Raw genomic sequence first — 18,284 nt, 5'->3', positions numbered from 1 at the left:
GAGGCGTCTCGTATCGGCGAACGCCTTACTTCAGACGGCTAAAGTATTACGAAAATGATTTCGGTCGTTGGGGTGCGCAGGCGGCTGCGTGCTGTTTCCAAGGCAGCCTGATCGGATTGTTCAGCATCGGAATTGTAGCGGGATTGATCGGGTGGCGGGCTACTTCTTCTCGTTTGGTTCGGGTGTCGCTTCAATCCGTGTCATCGGTGTAATCCGTGGGCAAGAAAAGAGTTTCGACCACGACACTTGTGGAACGGCCCGGAGATTCCCCCTGGGTTTTTTGCTTCGTAAATGCTTATACAACAAACGGTTATATGGATCTTGAGCGAAAGAACTTGCAGAAAAGACAAGTAGTTGACGGATAGTAGTACGAATTCACACGAATAAGACTGTAACACTTTAGCGGAATGAAGCACCCAACGCCTTGGAGGCGATTCTCGGTCAAGTCGGGCGTGAATAGCCGGATCGTGGACATTCCTGTCCGCGGCAACGGGAGCTCGGGAAATAGATTGACGTCAGTGGTTTGGAATAGAATCCCGGCGTCCCCAGGAGCGGAAAGCATTGGGGACCCGCTCCTCTTGACGTACACATCGATCACGAGATTTCATCCGCTCGTCCTGCCGCGGACAAGAATGTCCGTGATCCATTGCCGCGCTTCCTCGTTATTAACAGTCCGTTCGTGCTGTTTCCGCGCGTTGCTGCTTCATGCGGCTAAAATGTTACTTTTTTTTCGTGTTTTTCGTGCCCTTCGTGGTGAATATAAAAGGCCACCAGAAGCAGCGCCTGCAATCTAACGCCGCCCTGATGAAGGATCCCCATATGTCTCATACCCCCTTTGACCTCACCGGCAAAGTGGCCCTGATCACCGGGGCCAGCCGTGGCCTGGGCCAGTACCTGGGCCGCGCCCTGGCCCGCGCAGGCGCCGACCTGGCCATCACCAGCCGCACCGCGGAGTCGCTCGCGCCCTTTCAACAGGAGATCGAGGCCCTGGGCCGGCGGGCCTTCCCCGTCGCGCTCGACGTGCGCGATCATGACAGCATCCAGCGCGCGGTGGATGCGGTTCACGGCCACTACGGCCAGATCGACATCCTCGTGAACAACGCGGGCTGCAACGTGCGCAAGCCCGCCCTCGACATCACGTGGGACGACTGGAACCTGGTCCTGGAGACCAACCTGCGCGGGACCTTCTTCGTCGCCCAGGCCGTCGCCCGCACGATGATCCCCCGCCAGTACGGCCGCATCATCAACATCGGGTCCGTCACTTCAGTCTTCGGCTACGCCGGGCTCGGCCCCTATTGCGCCAGCCGCGGCGGCACCAAACAGCTCACCATGAGCCTCGCCGACGATTGGGGCTCGCTCGGCATCACCGTGAATTGCCTGGCCCCCGGCTGGTTCAAGACCGCCCAGAACCAGGTGCTCTATGAGAACGAGGCCTGGGTGCGGTATATTTGCGATCGGATCCCCCTGAAGCGCCCCGGACAGCCGAACGATCTCGATGGGGCCGCCGTCTTTCTTGCGTCGGACGCCAGCGCGTATATTACAGGGCAGACCCTGCTCGTGGACGGCGGTATTTCGACCGGCGCCACCAAGGCCACGGTATAAACCAGAGGAGCACACCATGAACACCCGGAACGATCATCCCGCCTGGCTCTTCGTCGTCTTTCCCGCCGTGGCCATGCTCCTCGGCTGGGGCCTGCGCGGCTACATCGGCGGCGGCCCCTACGGCGCGCTCATTCCCGGGGTATTCGTGGCGCTGTCCATCTGTCTGCTCCTCGGCTACGAGATGGAGACCGCCGCGATGGCGGCGGTCTTCGGCGCGATCGGTGTGGGCTATGGCGGCAACATGACCTACGGCCAGACCCTCGGCTTCGTCCGCGAAATGGACACCCTTTACTGGGGCGTGCTCGGCTGCCTCATCAAGGGGGCGGTCTGGGGGCTGCTCGGCGGCGCGGTGTTCGGGCTCGGCCTCGATCGCACCCACTACAACCGCAAGACGGCGATAATCGCCCTGCTGATTACCATCCCCGCCTTTATCATCGGCGTGCAGCTCATCAACGAGCCCAAGCTCCTCTATTTCTCCAACCGGCTCGATCGCCCGCGCGGCGAATCGTGGGCGGGCCTCCTCTTCGCGGCGCTCGCGCTGCTCGCCTTTCTCCGCGCCCGCGGGCCACGCTCCGCCTTCAACATCCCGCTCCGCTTCGCGCTCTGGGGCGCGCTCGGCGGCGGCATCGGCTTCGGCGGCGGCTGCCTCTGGCTCGCCTTCGGCCCGCCCGAAATGCGCTGGGTCGGCTGGTGGAAGATGATGGAGTTCTCCTTCGGCTTCCTCTTCGGCGCGGCCCTGGGCTGGTGCGCGTGGCTCAACCGCGAGCGCCTTCAGACCGCCGGCCAGACCGGCGAAACGCCGCCCGCGTCGTGGGCGCCCTTCGCGCTCTTCCTGGCCTTCGTCCTCTTCACCTTCTACGGGCGCGGGCTCGTTTTCGGCCTGCTGCCCGAGGGCTTCCGCGAGGCGACCGGATTCGGCGCCTGGAGCCTGCGCATCATCCTGACCATGCTCTTCGGTTTTGTCACCTTCGGAGCGGTCACTATCATCCTGGGCCTCTTCTCCCAGCACGCCGCCTGGCAGGCCGCAATCACGCTGACGGTCTACCACACCGTGCTCGACTACGTGCGCGATCTCAACACGACCAGCGAGTTCGGCTACAGGCTATCCTACGCCGGCCAGCAGATCATCCTGGCGGTGTCGAGCGCCATCGTCGGCTTCCTCGTCTACCGGCTCATGTACGGGCCGCGCCCGGTCGTCCGGCTCTACCTGCTCGTTCTCTGGGCCTGCTACCTCTCCGGCTGCGCGCGCTCGTTCATCCACAAGGATCTGTTCTTCCCCGAGGAGGGCGTCGGGCGACTCACGGCCATCCTCACCACCCATTCCTCGCTTATCCTCGTGCACGGCATCTTTACCGTATCCGCGATTATCACCACCTGGTTTATCCTCACGCGGTTCCGCGACGAAGAGGGGACTGGCGCGGCATAGATCCATAATCACACACGGGGCAGCCGTTGGCCGCATTCGAATAGATTTGAACCGCGAATGAACACGAATGAACGCGAATTGTATGGTGGTTCAGGGCGCCTCGATGATGAATGTATTGAACTCGGGATTCCCGCTCTTCCGGCCCGAAGGGCCAGCGCAGCTTCGAGCCCTGGGCAACGCCCAGGGGAAGCGTGGTGCAGTTTTAATTCGCCCTGAAAGGGCGGCGGAGTTCTTGCTCCTGCGCTGAACTGCGCTGCCCTTTCAGGGCTTACAGGAAACCTATTCCGTTAACCCCGGGCGTTGCCCGGGGCTCGAAGCTGCCGTGCCCCTTCGGGGCGTTTTCTCAATATATCGCCGATAAATGGGGCCGAAATTCGAACCCGCGTTTCGGCTATTTAACCCGATTTTTATGAATGGATTACCGCGTGACTTTCCAAAAAACGCGCCAAGATACAAGAAATCGACGGATAGTGGTACGAATGAAGATCTGGATCCAGCGACGACAATCCGGGTCGCCAGACCTGTATGGCAGGCGTCTTCGCCCTGCGCTCCCGGCATTTGCGCACTCTCGTCGCAAGATCACGGCATGACAATATAAGGCTGGCGCCGCTTCGTACGGCCAAAGCGTTATCACTCGTGAGCATCGAGGGACACAGACATTCCTGTCTGTGACGTTCGCGAAGCGGACGCCAATCAACAAGTGCGCCGCCCGTGGGTGCGCTATACTGTCCGGACACCGCTGATCACCCCCTACCGGAGGCCCCAGAATGAATCCGCTTCTTCGCGCGATCACCCTCGCGCCGCTGCTGTCCCTGCTCGCCGCGCACACCACCCCCGCGTCCGCCGAAAGCCTTCTGCTTCCGCCGGATACGTGGTCTCTCTCGCAGTCCGGCAAGTTCGAGGCCTGGGCGGACCGCCGCGCGCTGCTCGTGCTGCACCATCCCTGGGACGTCTCGGAGAAGGGCCATGCCGCGACCGCCGAACGCGAGGTGACCATTCCGGCGGAATGGACCCCGCCCCTGCGCCTTCACTTTTACGCCACCGACGACTACGACGCCACCCGCGACCCGCTTACGGAGGATTGGCTGGGCCAGATCAACCTGCGCGGCCACCGCTTCAAGGAGCTCCACATCAACGGCGAGACGGTCTGGCGCGAGGATGTCGCCGATTCGGCCGATATCACCGCGCCATCGCGTTTCTCGGTGGATCTCCCGCCAACCATCGCGCCGGGCGACACTGTGCGCATCGCGTTTCGCCTGGCCGACGAAGCGGGCAGCATGGAGCGCCTCGACGGCGACCACCGCTACATCGGAACGACCGACAACATCACGGACGCCGACCCCTGGAAGTTCATGACGCATTTCTACGTGGGCGACGCCGTCCTTACATCGGGCGATACCGCCGCGCCGCCCCGGCAGATGCCGTCCGTGGATATCGCGCGCGCGGAACATGGCGATCGCTGGCCGCTCCCGCAGGCGCAGGGGAAGCCTGTCGCGTTTCCGGTGACCCTGGACGTACGCCACGCGCCCGAAACCGATCAGCCGCTCCCGCTCCAATGCGGGCTTCCCTTTCCCCCGGGCGCGCTGCGCGATCCGGCGGCGGTGCGCCTCGCCACGCCCGGCGGCGGCCCCATTCCGCTGCACGCCAGCGCCATGAGCCACTGGCCCGATGGCAGCGTGCGTTTCGCGCGCGTCACCGCGATCCTGCCGCCCGGCGCCCGCGCGCTCCAACTCGACATCGACCCAGACAACGCGCCACCCGCGCCGTCCGCCGGGGGTGCGCGCCTTTCCTTCGCCGGGCCCGGCGAAACGTTTGCGGCTTCTATCGAAAATGGCCCAAATCGTGTTGAAACGCTCGGCGCCACCGCGCGGATCAACGGCGAATCCGTCGCCTACCACGTGGAAACCATGGCAATCCTCGAAGAAAGCCCGGTGCACCGCGAGCTGGAGGCCCGGGGCCGTCTTCAGGGCGAGACGACGGACTTCGGCCGCTTCGTCATCCGCGCCACGACCTTCGCGGGCCTGCCGTGGGTCCGTCTGACCCACCGGATCGTCAATGAGCATCCGGAAACCCTCGAGGTCACAGAACTGGCCCTTCGCGCCTCCGCGCCGGGCCTGGCCGCGCCGCACGTGGATAGCGCGCCCGCCGCGCGCATTGCGCAGGTCGCCGGCGATCGCTGGGCGATCACGCGCGCGGATGGGTCCATCGAAACGCGGGAAGGCCAGGCCGATGGCTGGCTCCAGGTCCTCGGGACGGACGGTGCGCCGCGCCTGTCCGCGCTGGTGCGCCACTTCGCTAGTCAGCACCCGATCGCCCTTGGCGTGAACAACGAAGGATTCATGATCGAGCTCTTCGCCCCCACGGATCCGGAGCCCGCCTACCGGCCGCACGAGGGCGAGGCGAAGCGCCACGAGGTCTGGCTGGCCCTGTGGGACGCGGGCGATGCGACCGCGGCAGCGCGCGACGGGATTGACTGGGCCACGCATCCGCCGGGGCTCTTTGACGCGGACTACTTCTGCGCGACCGGCGCCTTCGGCGGGGCGGCCCCGCACGACGAAACGCGCTTTCCGGAACTGACCGCGTTCATGAAGCAGACCTACGGTGAAATCCCGGCGTCGATGTTCTACACCACCGGCATCCGCCACTTCGGCGACCACCCCTACAGCGCGGACGAGGGCACGTGGCGCAATGGGTACTACGACGTGCAGCAGGGCCTTTTTTCCGAGTACCTCATGACCGGCGACGCGCGCTGGTTCGACCACTTGGAGGCCGCCGTCCGCCACATCATGGACGTCGATATCTGCCACGCATCCGCCGAACACCCCAAATGGATCGGCTCATTGCGCGGCTACTTCAATCCCGATCACAGCACCGGCGGCCCGTGGAATCCCACGCAGCGGACGAAGGGCATGTTGAACTACTGGCGGCTCACGGGCGATCAGGATGCGCGGGACGCCGCCCTCGGCGTGGCGGATTCCGCCGCCGCCGCCGGGCGCGCCATCGGATCGGTGAGCGTGCGCGATCACGCCGGCGTGCTCTATGGCCTCGTCGCCGCGTACGACGAAACCCGCGATCCGAAATACCGGGACGCCGCGCGGGCGCTCGCCCACGACGCCATGAAGCGCATCGACCCCCGTCGCGGAACCTACCCCGAAATCCACGGCAACGTGAGCTACCGGGGCAACGTCCCCTGGATGGTCGCGCAACTCATGGAGCCCATGTACGACTACTACCGGCTGACCGGCGATGTGGATGCGGCCGCCGCCGCCGTGGCCATGGCGGAATCCATCCTCGCGGAGAACCGCACCCGCGGCGTGGACGGCGACGTCTACGGCTACTCGCACAACCCGCACTTCCAGAAGAACAGCGGCTACCACGTGCTGATCGCGCCCGCGATCCTCTACGCGTATGAACTCACCGGCGACGCGGAGTTCCTGAAGCAGGGCCGCGCGATGTACCGGCAAACCATCGCGGAGGGCACGGTGAATTCGGTGATGAATTGCTACTGGAATACGCACACGCTGCTGTATTACCTGGACTGGTATGCGGAGGCGTAGTGATCAGTCGGTTGGCGCCCCGCGCTCCCGTTGTCGCGGACAGGCCGAAGGTTCGCCGTGGCGGAAACGTCCGCGAGCCATTGCGCCTGGCGGCGCTGAACACAGGCGGGACGCCTGTGCCACATTCCTTGCGCGGTGGTTTTGCTGAGGTGAGGGGAACTTTTTGGAGGTGAGTTCAGTTTGCCGCGGACATGAAGGTCCGCGATCCTGGCGCGCCATTCGGCGCATTGGACAGGCGGGACGGCTATCCTACATTTGCGCCTTCGGCGCTGAACACAGGCGGGACGCCTGTGCCACATTCCTTGCGCGGTGGTTTTGCTGAGGTGAGGGGAACTTTTTGGAGGTGGGCTCAGTTTGCCGCGGACAAGAATGTCCGCGATCCTGGCGCGCCTTTCGGCGCGGTGGACAGCCGGGACGGCTATCCTACATTTGCGCCTTCGGCGCTGAACACAGGCGGGACGGCTGTGCCACTTTCCTTGCGCGGTGGTTTTGCTGAGGTGAGGGGAACTCTTGCAGTCGGCTCCCGTTGCCGCGGACAGGAATGTCCGCGATCCTGGCGCGCCTTTCGGCGCGGTGGACAGCCGGGACGACTATCCTACATTTGACGCGGACACGCCGAAGGTCCGGCGTCCGCAAAAATGTCAGGTATCAAGAAGAATTCGCACGAAGCTCCGCTACCGCCTTGTCGGCCAGCGCCTGGGCATCTTCCAGCGAAAGATCCTTATTTCTTTCCTGAATACTCTCCACCGTATCCCAGAATAGCGCCTGCCGAACAGCGTGGTCCACATAGGCGGACAGGTCGGCCTTCTCGCCACGGGATCGGGCGAGGAAACTACGAACACTCCGGTCGGTTTCTTCGGGTATAGCCAAGTTCCATCGGGTCATGACGAACTCCCATTACGTATTCTTGTATATATCGCTTTACCCCAAATTTCTCTGAAAAGGAAGCCCAAGCCCCTGTGCCGGAGCGGGTTAGGTCCGTGGTAACACTTTAGCCGTCTGAAGTAAGGCGTTCGCCGATACGAGATTCCTTTCGTACCCTGGATGTATTCGTCATTCCCGCGAAGGCGGCTGTCGATTTACTTAACTTACCCTACGCTATGGAAGGAATGAGTCGATCCGTCATCCCCGCGAACGCGGGGATCCAGCAACGCGATCGCGCAAACCTTCGAAGTCCACTGGATTCCCGCTTTCGCGGGAATGACGCTGTAGGACAGCAGCACAAATTTGTAGGTTTTGAGGCGTCCCCACCAGTTAAATCGAAAGCCCCGAAGGCGGGAATCCAGAGGGTTTGCGAGGTTAACGTTGCATGGTCTCTGGATCCCCACTTTCGTGGGGATGACGGTGCTCGATCACCGAGGGCCGCCACCGTTGGGTGCGACGAGGGCGACTACTTCAGACGGCTAAAGTGTTACGGACCGTGAGGCATTCGCGGGGTGACCGATGAACGCCACCGGTGGTATGGTTATCGGGCTGACGCGTCGGTTGTATTGAAAGGAACTTGGATGCGATTGATTTCGCCTGTGCTTGCACTCCTGCTGCTCTGCGCCCCGTCCGCCCAAGCCGCGCCCGCTCGCCATACCGCCGACGTCTGCGTCTACGGCGGCACGGCTTCGGGCATGATGGCGGCGGTCGCCGCGGCACGGACGGGCAAGTCGGTTATTGTTGTCGAGCCCTCGCGGTGGCTTGGCGGGATGGTTGGCGGTGGGCTGGGCGTGTCGACCGATTGCCGCTATCCGCGCGATGTGGGCGGGCTGACGCGCGTGATGCTGGAGAAGGATAAGGCGCTCGGTCCCGAGGGAGCGCCGGGCAAACAGCAGGCCTTCCGCGATCTCTTTGCCGCATTGGTGAAGGAACATGGGATTACCGTGCTGTACGAGCACCGTCTGGGCGCGGCGGAGAAAGCGGGCGCCCGCATCGAGGCAATTGTGCTGGATCATGCGCCGCCCGAGGCCGATGGCTGCCCGGCGGCGACGGCCACCACCCCGGGGGCGGCGCGCGTCGCCGCGACGGTATTCATCGACGCGAGCTACGAGGGCGACCTGATCGCGGCGGCGGGCGTGCCGTATACGGTCGGGCGCGAGTCGCGCGATCAGTACGGCGAGTCCATGGCGGGCACGGGCAGCCTGACCGTGTTCGACATCGATCCGTATGTGATTCCGGGCGATCCGGCGAGCGGTTTGCTGCCCATGGTCGACCCCGAGCCCCTCGGCCCGCCTGGGTCCGCCTCGCGCCACACCATGGCGTACAATTTCCGGCTCGCGTGGGTTCCCGCGGGCGAGGGAAGCCCGATCGGCCCGCCTTCGCATTATGATCCCGCGCGCTACGCGCTGGTCCGCCGCGCGCTGGAGACCGACCCGAAGCTGGTGAACTGGCCGCACAACAACTACGACCGGAACGCGCTGGTATCCGGCGGGCTGCTGGACCGGCAGGCGGGCTATCCGGACGCGGCATGGCCCGAGCGCGCGGCCATCTGGCGCGAATGGATTGACCACCTCAAGATCATGCACCAGATCACCGGCGCGACCGAGGAGCTGCGGCGGGGCGACTACCCCGACACCGGCGACCTGCCGCACCAGCTCTACATCCGCCTCGGCCGCCGCATGATCGGCGCGTACGTCATGACGCAACAGAACATCACCCACGAGCGCGGCGTGGACGATTCCGCCGGCCTCGGCTACTACAACGTCGCGATGTTCCCGTGCCGCCTGGTGGCCACCGACGGCAGGATCGCCGCCGAGGGCAGCATCTACGACATGGCTTCGCCCGGCCCCTATCCCATCGCGTACCGCGCGCTCACGCCCAGGCGCGAGGACTGCGTCAACCTGCTCGCGCCCGTGTGCCTCAGCGCGTCGTACGTGGCGATTTCCTCGATGCGCCTGGAGCCGACCTACATGATCCTGGGCGAGTCGGCGGGGATCGCCGCCGCCCAAGCCGTCGACGAGGGCGTGGACGTGCAGGCGATCGATCCAGCGCGCTACCGCGCCGCGCTCCTGGAGGCGGGCCAGGTGATCGCGTGGGATGGGACGCCGTACGAGCAATACCGGGAGCAGTATGAGGCGTGGAAGCGGAAGCAGGGACGACCATAGGCCATCCCGGAAACCCGCGCGGGGCGCGTGGGATTGCACCCGGGCATGCCCCCGCCGCCGATGGGCGAATTGACGCTCCCGCCCGCGGCTGCGGTACTATTAGGGCTGCCAGCAACCAACGCGGAGAGGCACGATGAAACGACGCAGTTTTCTGAGAACCGGCGCGCTTGCGGCGGGGCTGGGCCTGGGCGCGGGCTCCGCGCCCGCGCAGGAGGCGGCGGAGCGCCTGCCGGAGACCCAGTGGAAGCCGGACCCCGATCTGGGCACGCACTGGGACCTTTTCCAGAAGATCTCCGCGAAGTGCGCTCCGGAGATGACCTTTCTTCAGGATCGTTACAATGACCCTGAAGCCTGGACGCGGGAAGCCCGGGCGAAGCTCGTGGACTGTTTCCACTACACCGATACCGAGCGCGACCCGCAACCCGGGCTGGTGCACCGCGAGGATCGCGGCGATTTCTTCCGCGAACGCATCGAACTGTACACGACCGCGGGCCAGCGCGCGGGGATGTACCTGCTCGTGCCGAAGAACCTCAACCGCCCGGCGCCGGGCATCGTCGCGCTGCACGATCACGGCGGCTTCTACCTCTGGGGCAAGGAGAAGCTCACCAAGGTCGACCCCGTGCACCCCGCCCTGCAGAAATTCAAGGACCAGTATTACGGCGGGCGCGACCTGGCCGACGAACTCGCGCGCCTCGGCTATGTGGTCGCCGTGCCCGACATGCTCCACTGGGGCGAGCGCGGCATGTATTTTGAGAAAGACCCCGACCGCGTGAAGAACCGCACCATGGACCTCACGGAGGACGACATCAAGCAGTTCAACGCGCGATCCTGGGCGCACGAGGAGATCCTCGGCCGCACGGCGCTCGCCGCCGGAACGACGGTGTCCGGCATTATCACGTGGGACGATATGTGCGCGGCGGACTACCTGTGCAGCCGCCCGGAAGTGGACGCCGAGCGCGTGGGCTGCGTCGGGCTCAGCGTGGGGTCCGTCCGGACCATCTTTCTCGGCGCGCTCCACCCGAAGGTGCGCGCTTCCGTGGCGGTTTGCTGGATGTCCGAATACCAGCCGCTTATCCGCAACAACATCCGCTGGGCGGTTGGCTTTTCCAAGCTCGTGCCCGGCCTCTACCAGCACCTGGACTGGCCCGACCTGGGCGGGCTGCACTGGCCCGGGGCCCTGATGACGATCAACGGCCTGAAGGACGAGCTCTACCCGATCGACGCCGCCCAGCGCGCGGTGCGGAAGATCGAGGATATCTTCGAGAAGATGGGCGCGCCGGACAACTTCGAGGGCGTCTTCTTCGACGGCCCGCACGAGTTCAACCTCGCCATGCAGGAGCGCGCATTCGCCTTCCTTGGGAAGCATCTCGCCGAGAAGGAGGCGTAGGGTTCCTTCGGGAACGACCCCGGTCTGTATGATGCGCTTGCCGCGCGGCGCGCCCGCGCCGTAGACTGGCGCGGTCGCTGTGGAATGCCCGCCCGGAGGAGTGCGGGATTCCACCGCCGCGCCACAACCCACGGAGCCCATCGCCATGCGCCGCTTTTTCGTGCTGAGTCTCGCCGTGCTTTTCGTTGCCGCCGCCCGCGCGGAGATCCTGCTTGTCGAGTCCGGCGCGCCGCGGGCCGCCATCGTGATCGGGGCGGATGCCAGCGATCAGGCGCGGGAGGCGGCCGGCTACCTCCAGGAATACATCGAGAAGATCTCGGGCGCCCGCCTGCCGATCCAGGCGGAGGCCGATCCCGCGTCGGGCGCGCGCATCCTGGTGGGGCGCGCGGCGGCGACCGCGGGCGCGCTGGGCGCGGAGCTCCCGGCCGGGCACTCGCACCAGATGAACGAGGAAGCCTTCATCGTGCGCACGGTCGGCGCTGATCTCGTAATCGCGGGCAACGAAGACTGGAACTACCGGGGCACGGTGTTCGCCGCCGCCGATTTCCTGGAGCGCGACCTGGGCTGCCGCTGGTTTTTCGCGGGGCCCTTTGGCGAGGCCATTCCCCGGCGGGACACCATCCGCATCGGCGATATTGATCGCACCGAGCGGCCCAGCTTCCGCGTGCGGCGGGTCTGGTATTCCGGCTGGATGCCCGCGAGCGCGGAAGAGCAGGACTGGATGCGGCGCTGGTGCGACCTGAACAAGATCAATCCGCTCGGGCTCAGCCTTCCGGGGGACGGCAGCGTGATCCAGCTCGCGCGGCCGGAGGAACATTTCGAAACCCGCCCCGAAATCTACGCGATCGACAAGAATGGCGAGCGGATGAGAGACATGCTCTGCATGAGCGAGCCGGAAGCGGTGCGGATTGGCGTGGAGACGATCAAGCGGGCCTTTCGCGAGGATCCGGACCGGCTGAGCTACGGCTTCGCGCCGCCGGACGGATTCCCGGTGTGCTATTGCGAGGCGTGCCAGCGGTACTTTCCCGGCTTTAACTTCAAGGGCTACGGCGACCCCAGCCTGAGCGAGGTCTGGTTCCAGTTCGCCAACAAGATCGCGCTGGAGGTCTACGAGGAATTCCCCGATCGCTGGGTGCTCACGAACGGATACGCCAACCGCGTGCGCCTGCCCGAGAGCATCCGCGAATTCGCGCCGAATCTCGGCATCCAGTCCGCCGTGATTGCGGCGTGCTCCATCCACCGCATCGGCGAGCCGCGCTGCTGGCAGCGGCAGACCTATGAGACGATCCTGTCGCGCTGGCTCGACCGGCTCGACCCCGTGTTCATCTACGACTACGACCCCGGCAAGGCCATCGACAACCTGCCCTTCCCGGCGCTGCACTGTCTGAAGCACGACATCCCCTGGTTCCGCGATCATGGCGCGTGGGGCTTCTATACGGAGGGCGTGAATTCGTGGATGGTCACGCACCTGAACTACTACGTCCGCGCGAAGCTCATGTGGAACGCGGACCTCGATGTGGACGCGCTGGTGCGCGACTATTGCGAGCGCTTTTACGGGCCGGCGGCGGACGCGATCGAGGCGTACATCTGGACCCTGGAGAACGCCGTGGACGCGACCGACACGCACGAGACCTGGGGCCGCTTCATGCAGTGGCGGCTCATCCTGCCGCCCGTGCTGGACACGCTCGATCGCCTGATCGCCCGGGCCGTGGCGCAGGCGGACGCCCCGGCTTTCCAGCAGCGCACCGAGGTCATGCGGCTGGTCCACGAACACATGAAGGCCTTCCTCGACATGGAGAACGCGGCGGCGGCGGGCGATTTCGCGCTATCGGTGAAGAAGGCGGACGAAATGATCACCCTGCGCGGGCCCATCGAAGCCGTGCAGACGGGGCTGGTCCCGCCGGAGAACGATCTCGCGCCGCACCAGAGCTCCAGCATCGCGTCGCGCAGACCGGTCTACGACTACCTGGCGCAGCGCCAGAACGGCCCGATCGGCAACATGGTCACCCTGCTCCCGCGCGACTGGGAATTCCTGCCGGACCCGAAGGGCATGGGTGTGATCGAACAGTGGTATCTGCCCGAACAGGCCGCCGGGTGGACGCCCATCGACACGACCTTCTACTGGGAGGCCCAGGGCCACCAGGACGAAACCGGCTGGAGCTACTGGGGCGACGCCTGGTACCGCACAACGTTCGACGTGCCCGCGGAGGCGGCCGGGAAGGACCTCTGGCTCGCCGTGGCGGGCGTGTACAACTGGGGCGTGTGGGTGTGGGTCAACGGCGTGATGCGCCCCTTCGAGCTGGACCGCCACTGGCGCCTGGGCTACCACCTGGAGACGTCGCCCTTCGAGGTCAACGTCACGGACCTGATCCAACCCGGCCAGACCAACGACATCGCCATTCTCGTGCACACGCGCGAGCCCGACCGCAACCCCCGCGGCGGCCTGCACGGGCGGGTGTTCCTGTGGGAGCGCCTCGCGGATGGGGAGACCGAGGAAGTGGAGAAGGCGGCGCCCGCCGTGCCGGAGTAGGGTGCGGACTGCGGCGCAGGGGACAGCCGGGACGGCTATCCTACATTTTCGCGTTTCTGCGCTGAACACAGCCGGGACGGCTGTGCCACTTTCCTTTCGCGGTGGTCTTGGTGGGGCGATGTGCTTCCGTCGGGTTTTGCGCTTCCTCTGGCGCGGACAGGCCGAAGGTGCGCCGTGGCGGAAGTGTCCGCGATCCCGGGGAGCCTCATTCCGCCAACGTCTTACGATTTTGATAACCGTAAGGAACGGAAAAAGTTCTTGAGGACAACCAGCCAACAGAGGCGGCACTGTGTGAATTCGCGTTCTTTCGTGGCTCGCCTATTCTGGGGGGTGCGGTTACACGCGGGGACCTGGCCCGCCAGGGCAATCGCATTTAAACTCGATCTCGGTGTATGGGCGTAAACTTGAGTCGATTTGGAACCTTGAATCAACGATAGTGAGCGTTTTGGAGCGCCCGTTGTAACATTGAAGGTGGTTCATGTGGCGCTCGGATCGAGCTGGAAGTTTAAATGCGAGTAATTCTTCAGCCGTCTGAAGTAGTCACCCTCGTCGCACCCAACGGTGGCGGCTCAAGGTGATCGAACACCGTCATCCCCACGAAAGTGGTGATCCAGAGACCATGCAACGTTAACCTCGCAAACCCTCTGGATTCCCGCCTTCGCGGGAATGACGAATACATCCAGTGTAAGTAAGGCATCTCGTATCGGCGAAGCCCTTACTTCAGACGGCTAAAGTGTTGCAAATGCGATTGCCCTGCCTGGCCCGCCCGTTGCGCGCCGGTGGCGGCGCCCCGTATGATAGCGGCTTATGTTTTTCCCGGGATTCAACGAGAAAAGGAATAGTGCCCATGAAACGAACTGCTCTGGCGGCGCTGCTGGCGCTGCTGGCCGCGCCGGCGATCGCGGCGGATGACGTCAAGATTGAGAAGGTGACAGGCCAGGAGAAACCGGGGGCCTACAAGCACCCGGCGGCGATCACGGAACTGGACAACGGCGACCTGTTTATTACGTTCTACGGCGGCGGGGGCGAATACGAGGATGAATCCAAGGTGTACGGCATCCGGCGCGCGAAGGGCGAGACGGAATGGTCGGAGCCGCAACTTCTGGCGGACACGCCGTTTCAGGGCGAGGGGAATGGCATTGCCTGGCAGGCGCCGGACGGCCTGGTGTGGCTGTTTTACGTGCAGCGCTATGGCGACACGTGGTCCGACGCGCGGATCAAGGCGAAGGTTTCGGAGGACGGCGCGAAGACGTGGTCCGATTCGCTGATGCTGAGCTTTGAGATGGGCACGATGGTGCGGGGGCGTCCGATCGTGCTGAACAACGGCAAGTATCTCCTGCCGGTGTACCACGAGACGGGCGGGGATCGCGAGGAAATGGGCGCGGACACGGCGTCGTATTTCCTGATCCACGATCCTGCGACGCGGACGTGGACGCCGACGGAGCGGATTTACTCGAAGATTGGCAACCTTCAGCCGGAGCCGGTGCAGATCACGGATGAGCACCTGATCGCGTATTGCCGGGTGGGCGGGAACTACGAGCCGAGCACGACGCGCTACATGATCCGTGCGGAGTCGCACGATGGCGGAATGACGTGGAGTCCGGGCGAGGATTCGCAGTTCCCGAATCCGAATTCGGCGGTGAGCTTCATCAAGCTGCAGAATGGCCATCTTCTGCTGGCGTACAACGACAACATGAACGATCGCACGCCGCTGACCATCGCGATTTCGGAGGACAACGACAAGACGTGGCCGCACCGCCGCGATATCGGGACGGGCAACAACACGTTTGCGTATCCGATGGCGATTCAGGCGAAGGACGGGACGATCCACGTGGTGTACACGACGGATGCGCGCAAGACGGTGATGCTTGCGAGTTTCCGGGAGGAGGCCATTCTCGGCCACACGAAGTAGAGACTGTTGCGCTGGATACGCGGGGCCGCCGGGATGTGAGTTCCGGCGGCCCCGTTTGCGTTTGGGCAGCACTTCGACCGACTGGCGCTGGAATTGCTTGCGCCTTTCGGCGCTGAACACAGGCGGGACGCTTGTGCCACGTTCTTTTCGAGGTGGTTTTGGTGGGGTGAGGGGAACTTTTTGGAGGAAGGCTCACGTTGCCGCGGACAAGAATGTCCACGATCCTTTGCGCTTTCGGCGGTGGACAGCCGGGACGGCTGTGCCGCGTTCTTTTCGAGGTGGTTTTGGTGGGGTGAGGGGACCTTTTTGGAGGCAGGCTCACGTTGCCGCGGACAGGAATGTCCGCGATCCTGGCGCGCCGTTGGCGCGATGGACAGCCGGGACGGCTATCCTACATTGCCGCGGACAGGCCGAAGGTCCGCCGTGTTGGGAATGGGCCGTTACCGGTAGGTCCAGAGATCGCGGCTGGGGAGGTGCGGGGCGTTGTTGAAGCTGCTGAGGGAGTAGCGTCCGCCGCTGAAGACGAATTCAACGAGCGCGCCGTTGCGTAGGGTCCATACGAGGCCGAGTGTTTTTTCGGGGGTGAGGCCGAGCACGAAGCCGGCGGTGGCTGCGGCAACGCCGCCGGAGGTGACGAAGACGACGCGGCTGCCGCGCGGCGCGTTGCGGGTGTGGAGCAGCACGGCGCTCTCCACGCGGCCGCGAAACTCGGCCCAGGTTTCGAGGCCCTCCTCGAAGAAGCGATCGCGGGCCCAGGCGAGGGTCACGGCTTCCATGTAGTGGTGAATGGTGCGGCGTTTTTCGTCGACCGTGGCGGCGGCCTCGAATTGGGCCTTGAGTTCGCCGGTGCGCGCGTCCTTGAGGGACCACGTGCTGTTCCCGTAGGTGAAGAGGCCATCCCAGTCGAATTCGTCGAGGCGGTTGTCGTAGACCGGTTCCGGGGTGCTCACCCCCTCCTCGGCCATGGCGGCCTGGATAGCCTCGGCGGTCTGTCGTTGCCGTTTTCGCGGGCCGATCACGAGGTGGGTGGGCGCGATGTCCTCCGCGGCCCAGTAGCGCCCCAGGCGGCGGGCCTGATCGAATCCCCGCTCGGAGAGCCGGTCGTAGTCGCCGCTCATGAAGGAGGCCTGCCCGTGCCGTACGATGATGAGTTCGCTCAATGGATCGCCTCTCCGTGGGCACAGCGCCCGGGTTGATTATTCGCGCGTTGACGGCGCCGCCGCTTCCGGTCTACCATGCGGTTGGCGGCGCCGGGCACGGGGGCCGACGCCGAATCCGAACTGGAGATCGAACATGGCGCCGATTCGCCCGTGGCTAATGGGTATCTGGTGCGTGGCCGCGATGGCGACCGCGCAGCCCGCAACAGACCCGCTGCTGGAAAGCGCGGCGGGGGTTTTGAACGAAGCCGCAGCCTACCACACGCCGCCGGTTCCGCGCGAGGCGCCGGAGCCGCTTGAGCTGACGCTGGAGACGTGCGTGGCGCGCGCGCTGGCGCAGAATGTCGATGCGCTGGTGGCCGAGACGGACGTGGCGTTGCGCGAGGCGGAGGCAGGCCAGGCGCGGTCGGGGCGCCGGCCCCAGGTGGCTGCGGAGGCGGCGTACAACTATGTCGAGGAGCTCGATTTTGGCCTGGGCGGCGGCTTCCTGGGCGGGTTTGTCGATACGGAATCCTTCAGCCCGGACAAGGAGACGATCACGACGCGGCTGACGGTGACGCAGGTGCTGTATGCGGGCGGCCAGATCCAGGCGGCGGTGCGCGCCTCGCGCCATCTTGCGGAATCCGAAGCGTGGCGGCGGGACGCGGTGCGCCAGGAAGTGGCGTATCTGGCGCGGCAGGCGTATCACGACGCGATCGCGGCGCGGGCGGCGGCGCAGGTGGCCCTGGAGGCCGAGGCGGCGTTTGCGCGCCACTTGCGGGACACGGAGATCCTGGCGAAGGAGGGCGCACTTACGGATTATGAGGTGATGCGTGCGCGGACGGAAGTGGCGGCGCGCGCGGCGGATGTTGCGGCGGCGCGCGCGAATGTCGAGCGGGCGGACATCGCGATCCGGCGGGTATTGGGGCTGCCGCCGGGGCAGCCGGTTGCGTGCGCGCCGGCGGGCCAGGCTCCGCCAGCCCCCGCGCCCGGGACGGATTTCGGCGCGATTGCGCTTGCGCAGCGGCCCGAGGTTCGCGCCCTGCGCGATGCGCTGGCGGCGGCGGAAGCGCAACGCCGGGGCGTAATCGGCAAATACCTGCCCCAGGCGAGCACAACGGTCACGTGGGTGGAGGTGGATGGGGGCGGCCAGTCCAATCCGGATGGGTGGCAGGTGAACGTGGGCGCGCGCTGGGACCTGTACACGGGCGGCCAGCGGCGGCACGAGCGTGCGGCGGCGCGGGCGCGCGCGGAGGGGCTTCGCCACGAACTGGCGGAGCTGGAGCGCGGTGTCGCGCACGATGCCGATCTGGCGCTGGCGCGGCTGGCGGAGGCGCAGGCGGCGGTGCGCGCGCGCCGGGACAACGCCGAGCTTGCGGCGGAGAGCGTGCGGCTGGCGGACATCCGCTACCGGGAAGGCATCGGCACGCAGACGGAAATCATCGACGCGGAACTGGAGCGCGCGCGGGCGCGGGCGGGGCTGGTGATCGCGCTGCGCGACTACCACGTGGCGCTGGCGGCGCTGGAGCGCGCGGCGGGCGGGCCCTGGGAGGCCGCGGGGGCGGAATTGACAGGGCCGGACGGGGCCGAAGCCGCCGAAGAATGACGCAGCCCGGTTCCGGGGAACCGGAACCGGGCCAGGCGT

10 protein-coding genes are annotated in these 18,284 nt (G+C 65.5%); 8 read left to right on the top strand and 2 right to left on the bottom strand.

Annotated features, from left to right (window positions below):
- Nucleotides 1–819: 819 nt before the first annotated feature.
- The 3 genes from KF886_21240 (at nt 820) to KF886_21230 (ending at nt 6,585) form a co-directional block, all read left to right on the top strand.
- A complete protein-coding gene (locus KF886_21240) occupies nt 820–1,602 on the top strand; it encodes a glucose 1-dehydrogenase (protein MBX3179884.1) in 783 nt (260 codons plus the stop codon).
- A gap of 16 nt (nt 1,603–1,618) precedes the next feature.
- Entirely contained in the window at nt 1,619–3,028 is a 1,410-nt protein-coding gene (locus tag KF886_21235) for a hypothetical protein (GenBank protein ID MBX3179883.1), read from the top strand.
- 767 nt (nt 3,029–3,795) lie between these two features.
- Nucleotides 3,796–6,585, top strand: coding sequence for a glycoside hydrolase family 127 protein (locus KF886_21230; GenBank protein MBX3179882.1), 2,790 nt, complete (start codon nt 3,796–3,798; stop codon nt 6,583–6,585).
- Between the two features lie 648 nt (nt 6,586–7,233).
- On the opposite strand, the gene KF886_21225 is transcribed toward KF886_21230, so the two are convergent.
- Nucleotides 7,234–7,470 (bottom strand): hypothetical protein, encoded by a 237-nt coding sequence (locus KF886_21225; protein MBX3179881.1) that lies wholly within the window; start codon nt 7,468–7,470, stop codon nt 7,234–7,236.
- Nucleotides 7,471–8,090: 620 nt separating this feature from the next.
- Between KF886_21225 and KF886_21220 the strand changes: the two genes are divergently transcribed.
- From KF886_21220 to KF886_21205, 4 genes are all read left to right on the top strand, one after another.
- Nucleotides 8,091–9,674, top strand: a complete 1,584-nt coding sequence (locus tag KF886_21220; protein MBX3179880.1) for an FAD-dependent oxidoreductase — start codon at nt 8,091–8,093, stop codon at nt 9,672–9,674.
- A gap of 133 nt (nt 9,675–9,807) precedes the next feature.
- Nucleotides 9,808–11,061 (top strand): hypothetical protein, encoded by a 1,254-nt coding sequence (locus KF886_21215; protein MBX3179879.1) that lies wholly within the window; start codon nt 9,808–9,810, stop codon nt 11,059–11,061.
- Between the two features lie 145 nt (nt 11,062–11,206).
- Nucleotides 11,207–13,591 carry a DUF4838 domain-containing protein gene (locus KF886_21210; GenBank protein MBX3179878.1) on the top strand — a complete coding sequence of 795 codons (2,385 nt, stop codon included), beginning with the start codon at nt 11,207–11,209 and terminating at the stop codon, nt 13,589–13,591.
- 874 nt (nt 13,592–14,465) lie between these two features.
- Nucleotides 14,466–15,503, top strand: coding sequence for an exo-alpha-sialidase (locus KF886_21205; protein ID MBX3179877.1), 1,038 nt, complete (start codon nt 14,466–14,468; stop codon nt 15,501–15,503).
- Nucleotides 15,504–15,943: 440 nt separating this feature from the next.
- On the opposite strand, the gene KF886_21200 is transcribed toward KF886_21205, so the two are convergent.
- Nucleotides 15,944–16,663, bottom strand: a complete 720-nt coding sequence (locus KF886_21200; GenBank protein MBX3179876.1) for a histidine phosphatase family protein — start codon at nt 16,661–16,663, stop codon at nt 15,944–15,946.
- A gap of 133 nt (nt 16,664–16,796) precedes the next feature.
- On the opposite strand from KF886_21200, the gene KF886_21195 reads away from it, so the two are divergent.
- Nucleotides 16,797–18,245 (top strand): TolC family protein, encoded by a 1,449-nt coding sequence (locus tag KF886_21195; protein MBX3179875.1) that lies wholly within the window; start codon nt 16,797–16,799, stop codon nt 18,243–18,245.
- Nucleotides 18,246–18,284: the final 39 nt, after the last annotated feature.

The organism is Candidatus Hydrogenedentota bacterium (assembly GCA_019637335.1).
GTDB lineage: Bacteria > Hydrogenedentota > Hydrogenedentia > Hydrogenedentales > JAEUWI01 > JAEUWI01.
Note: the sequence above shows the minus strand (reverse complement) of the source record. Positions and strands in the feature narration are given on the sequence as shown.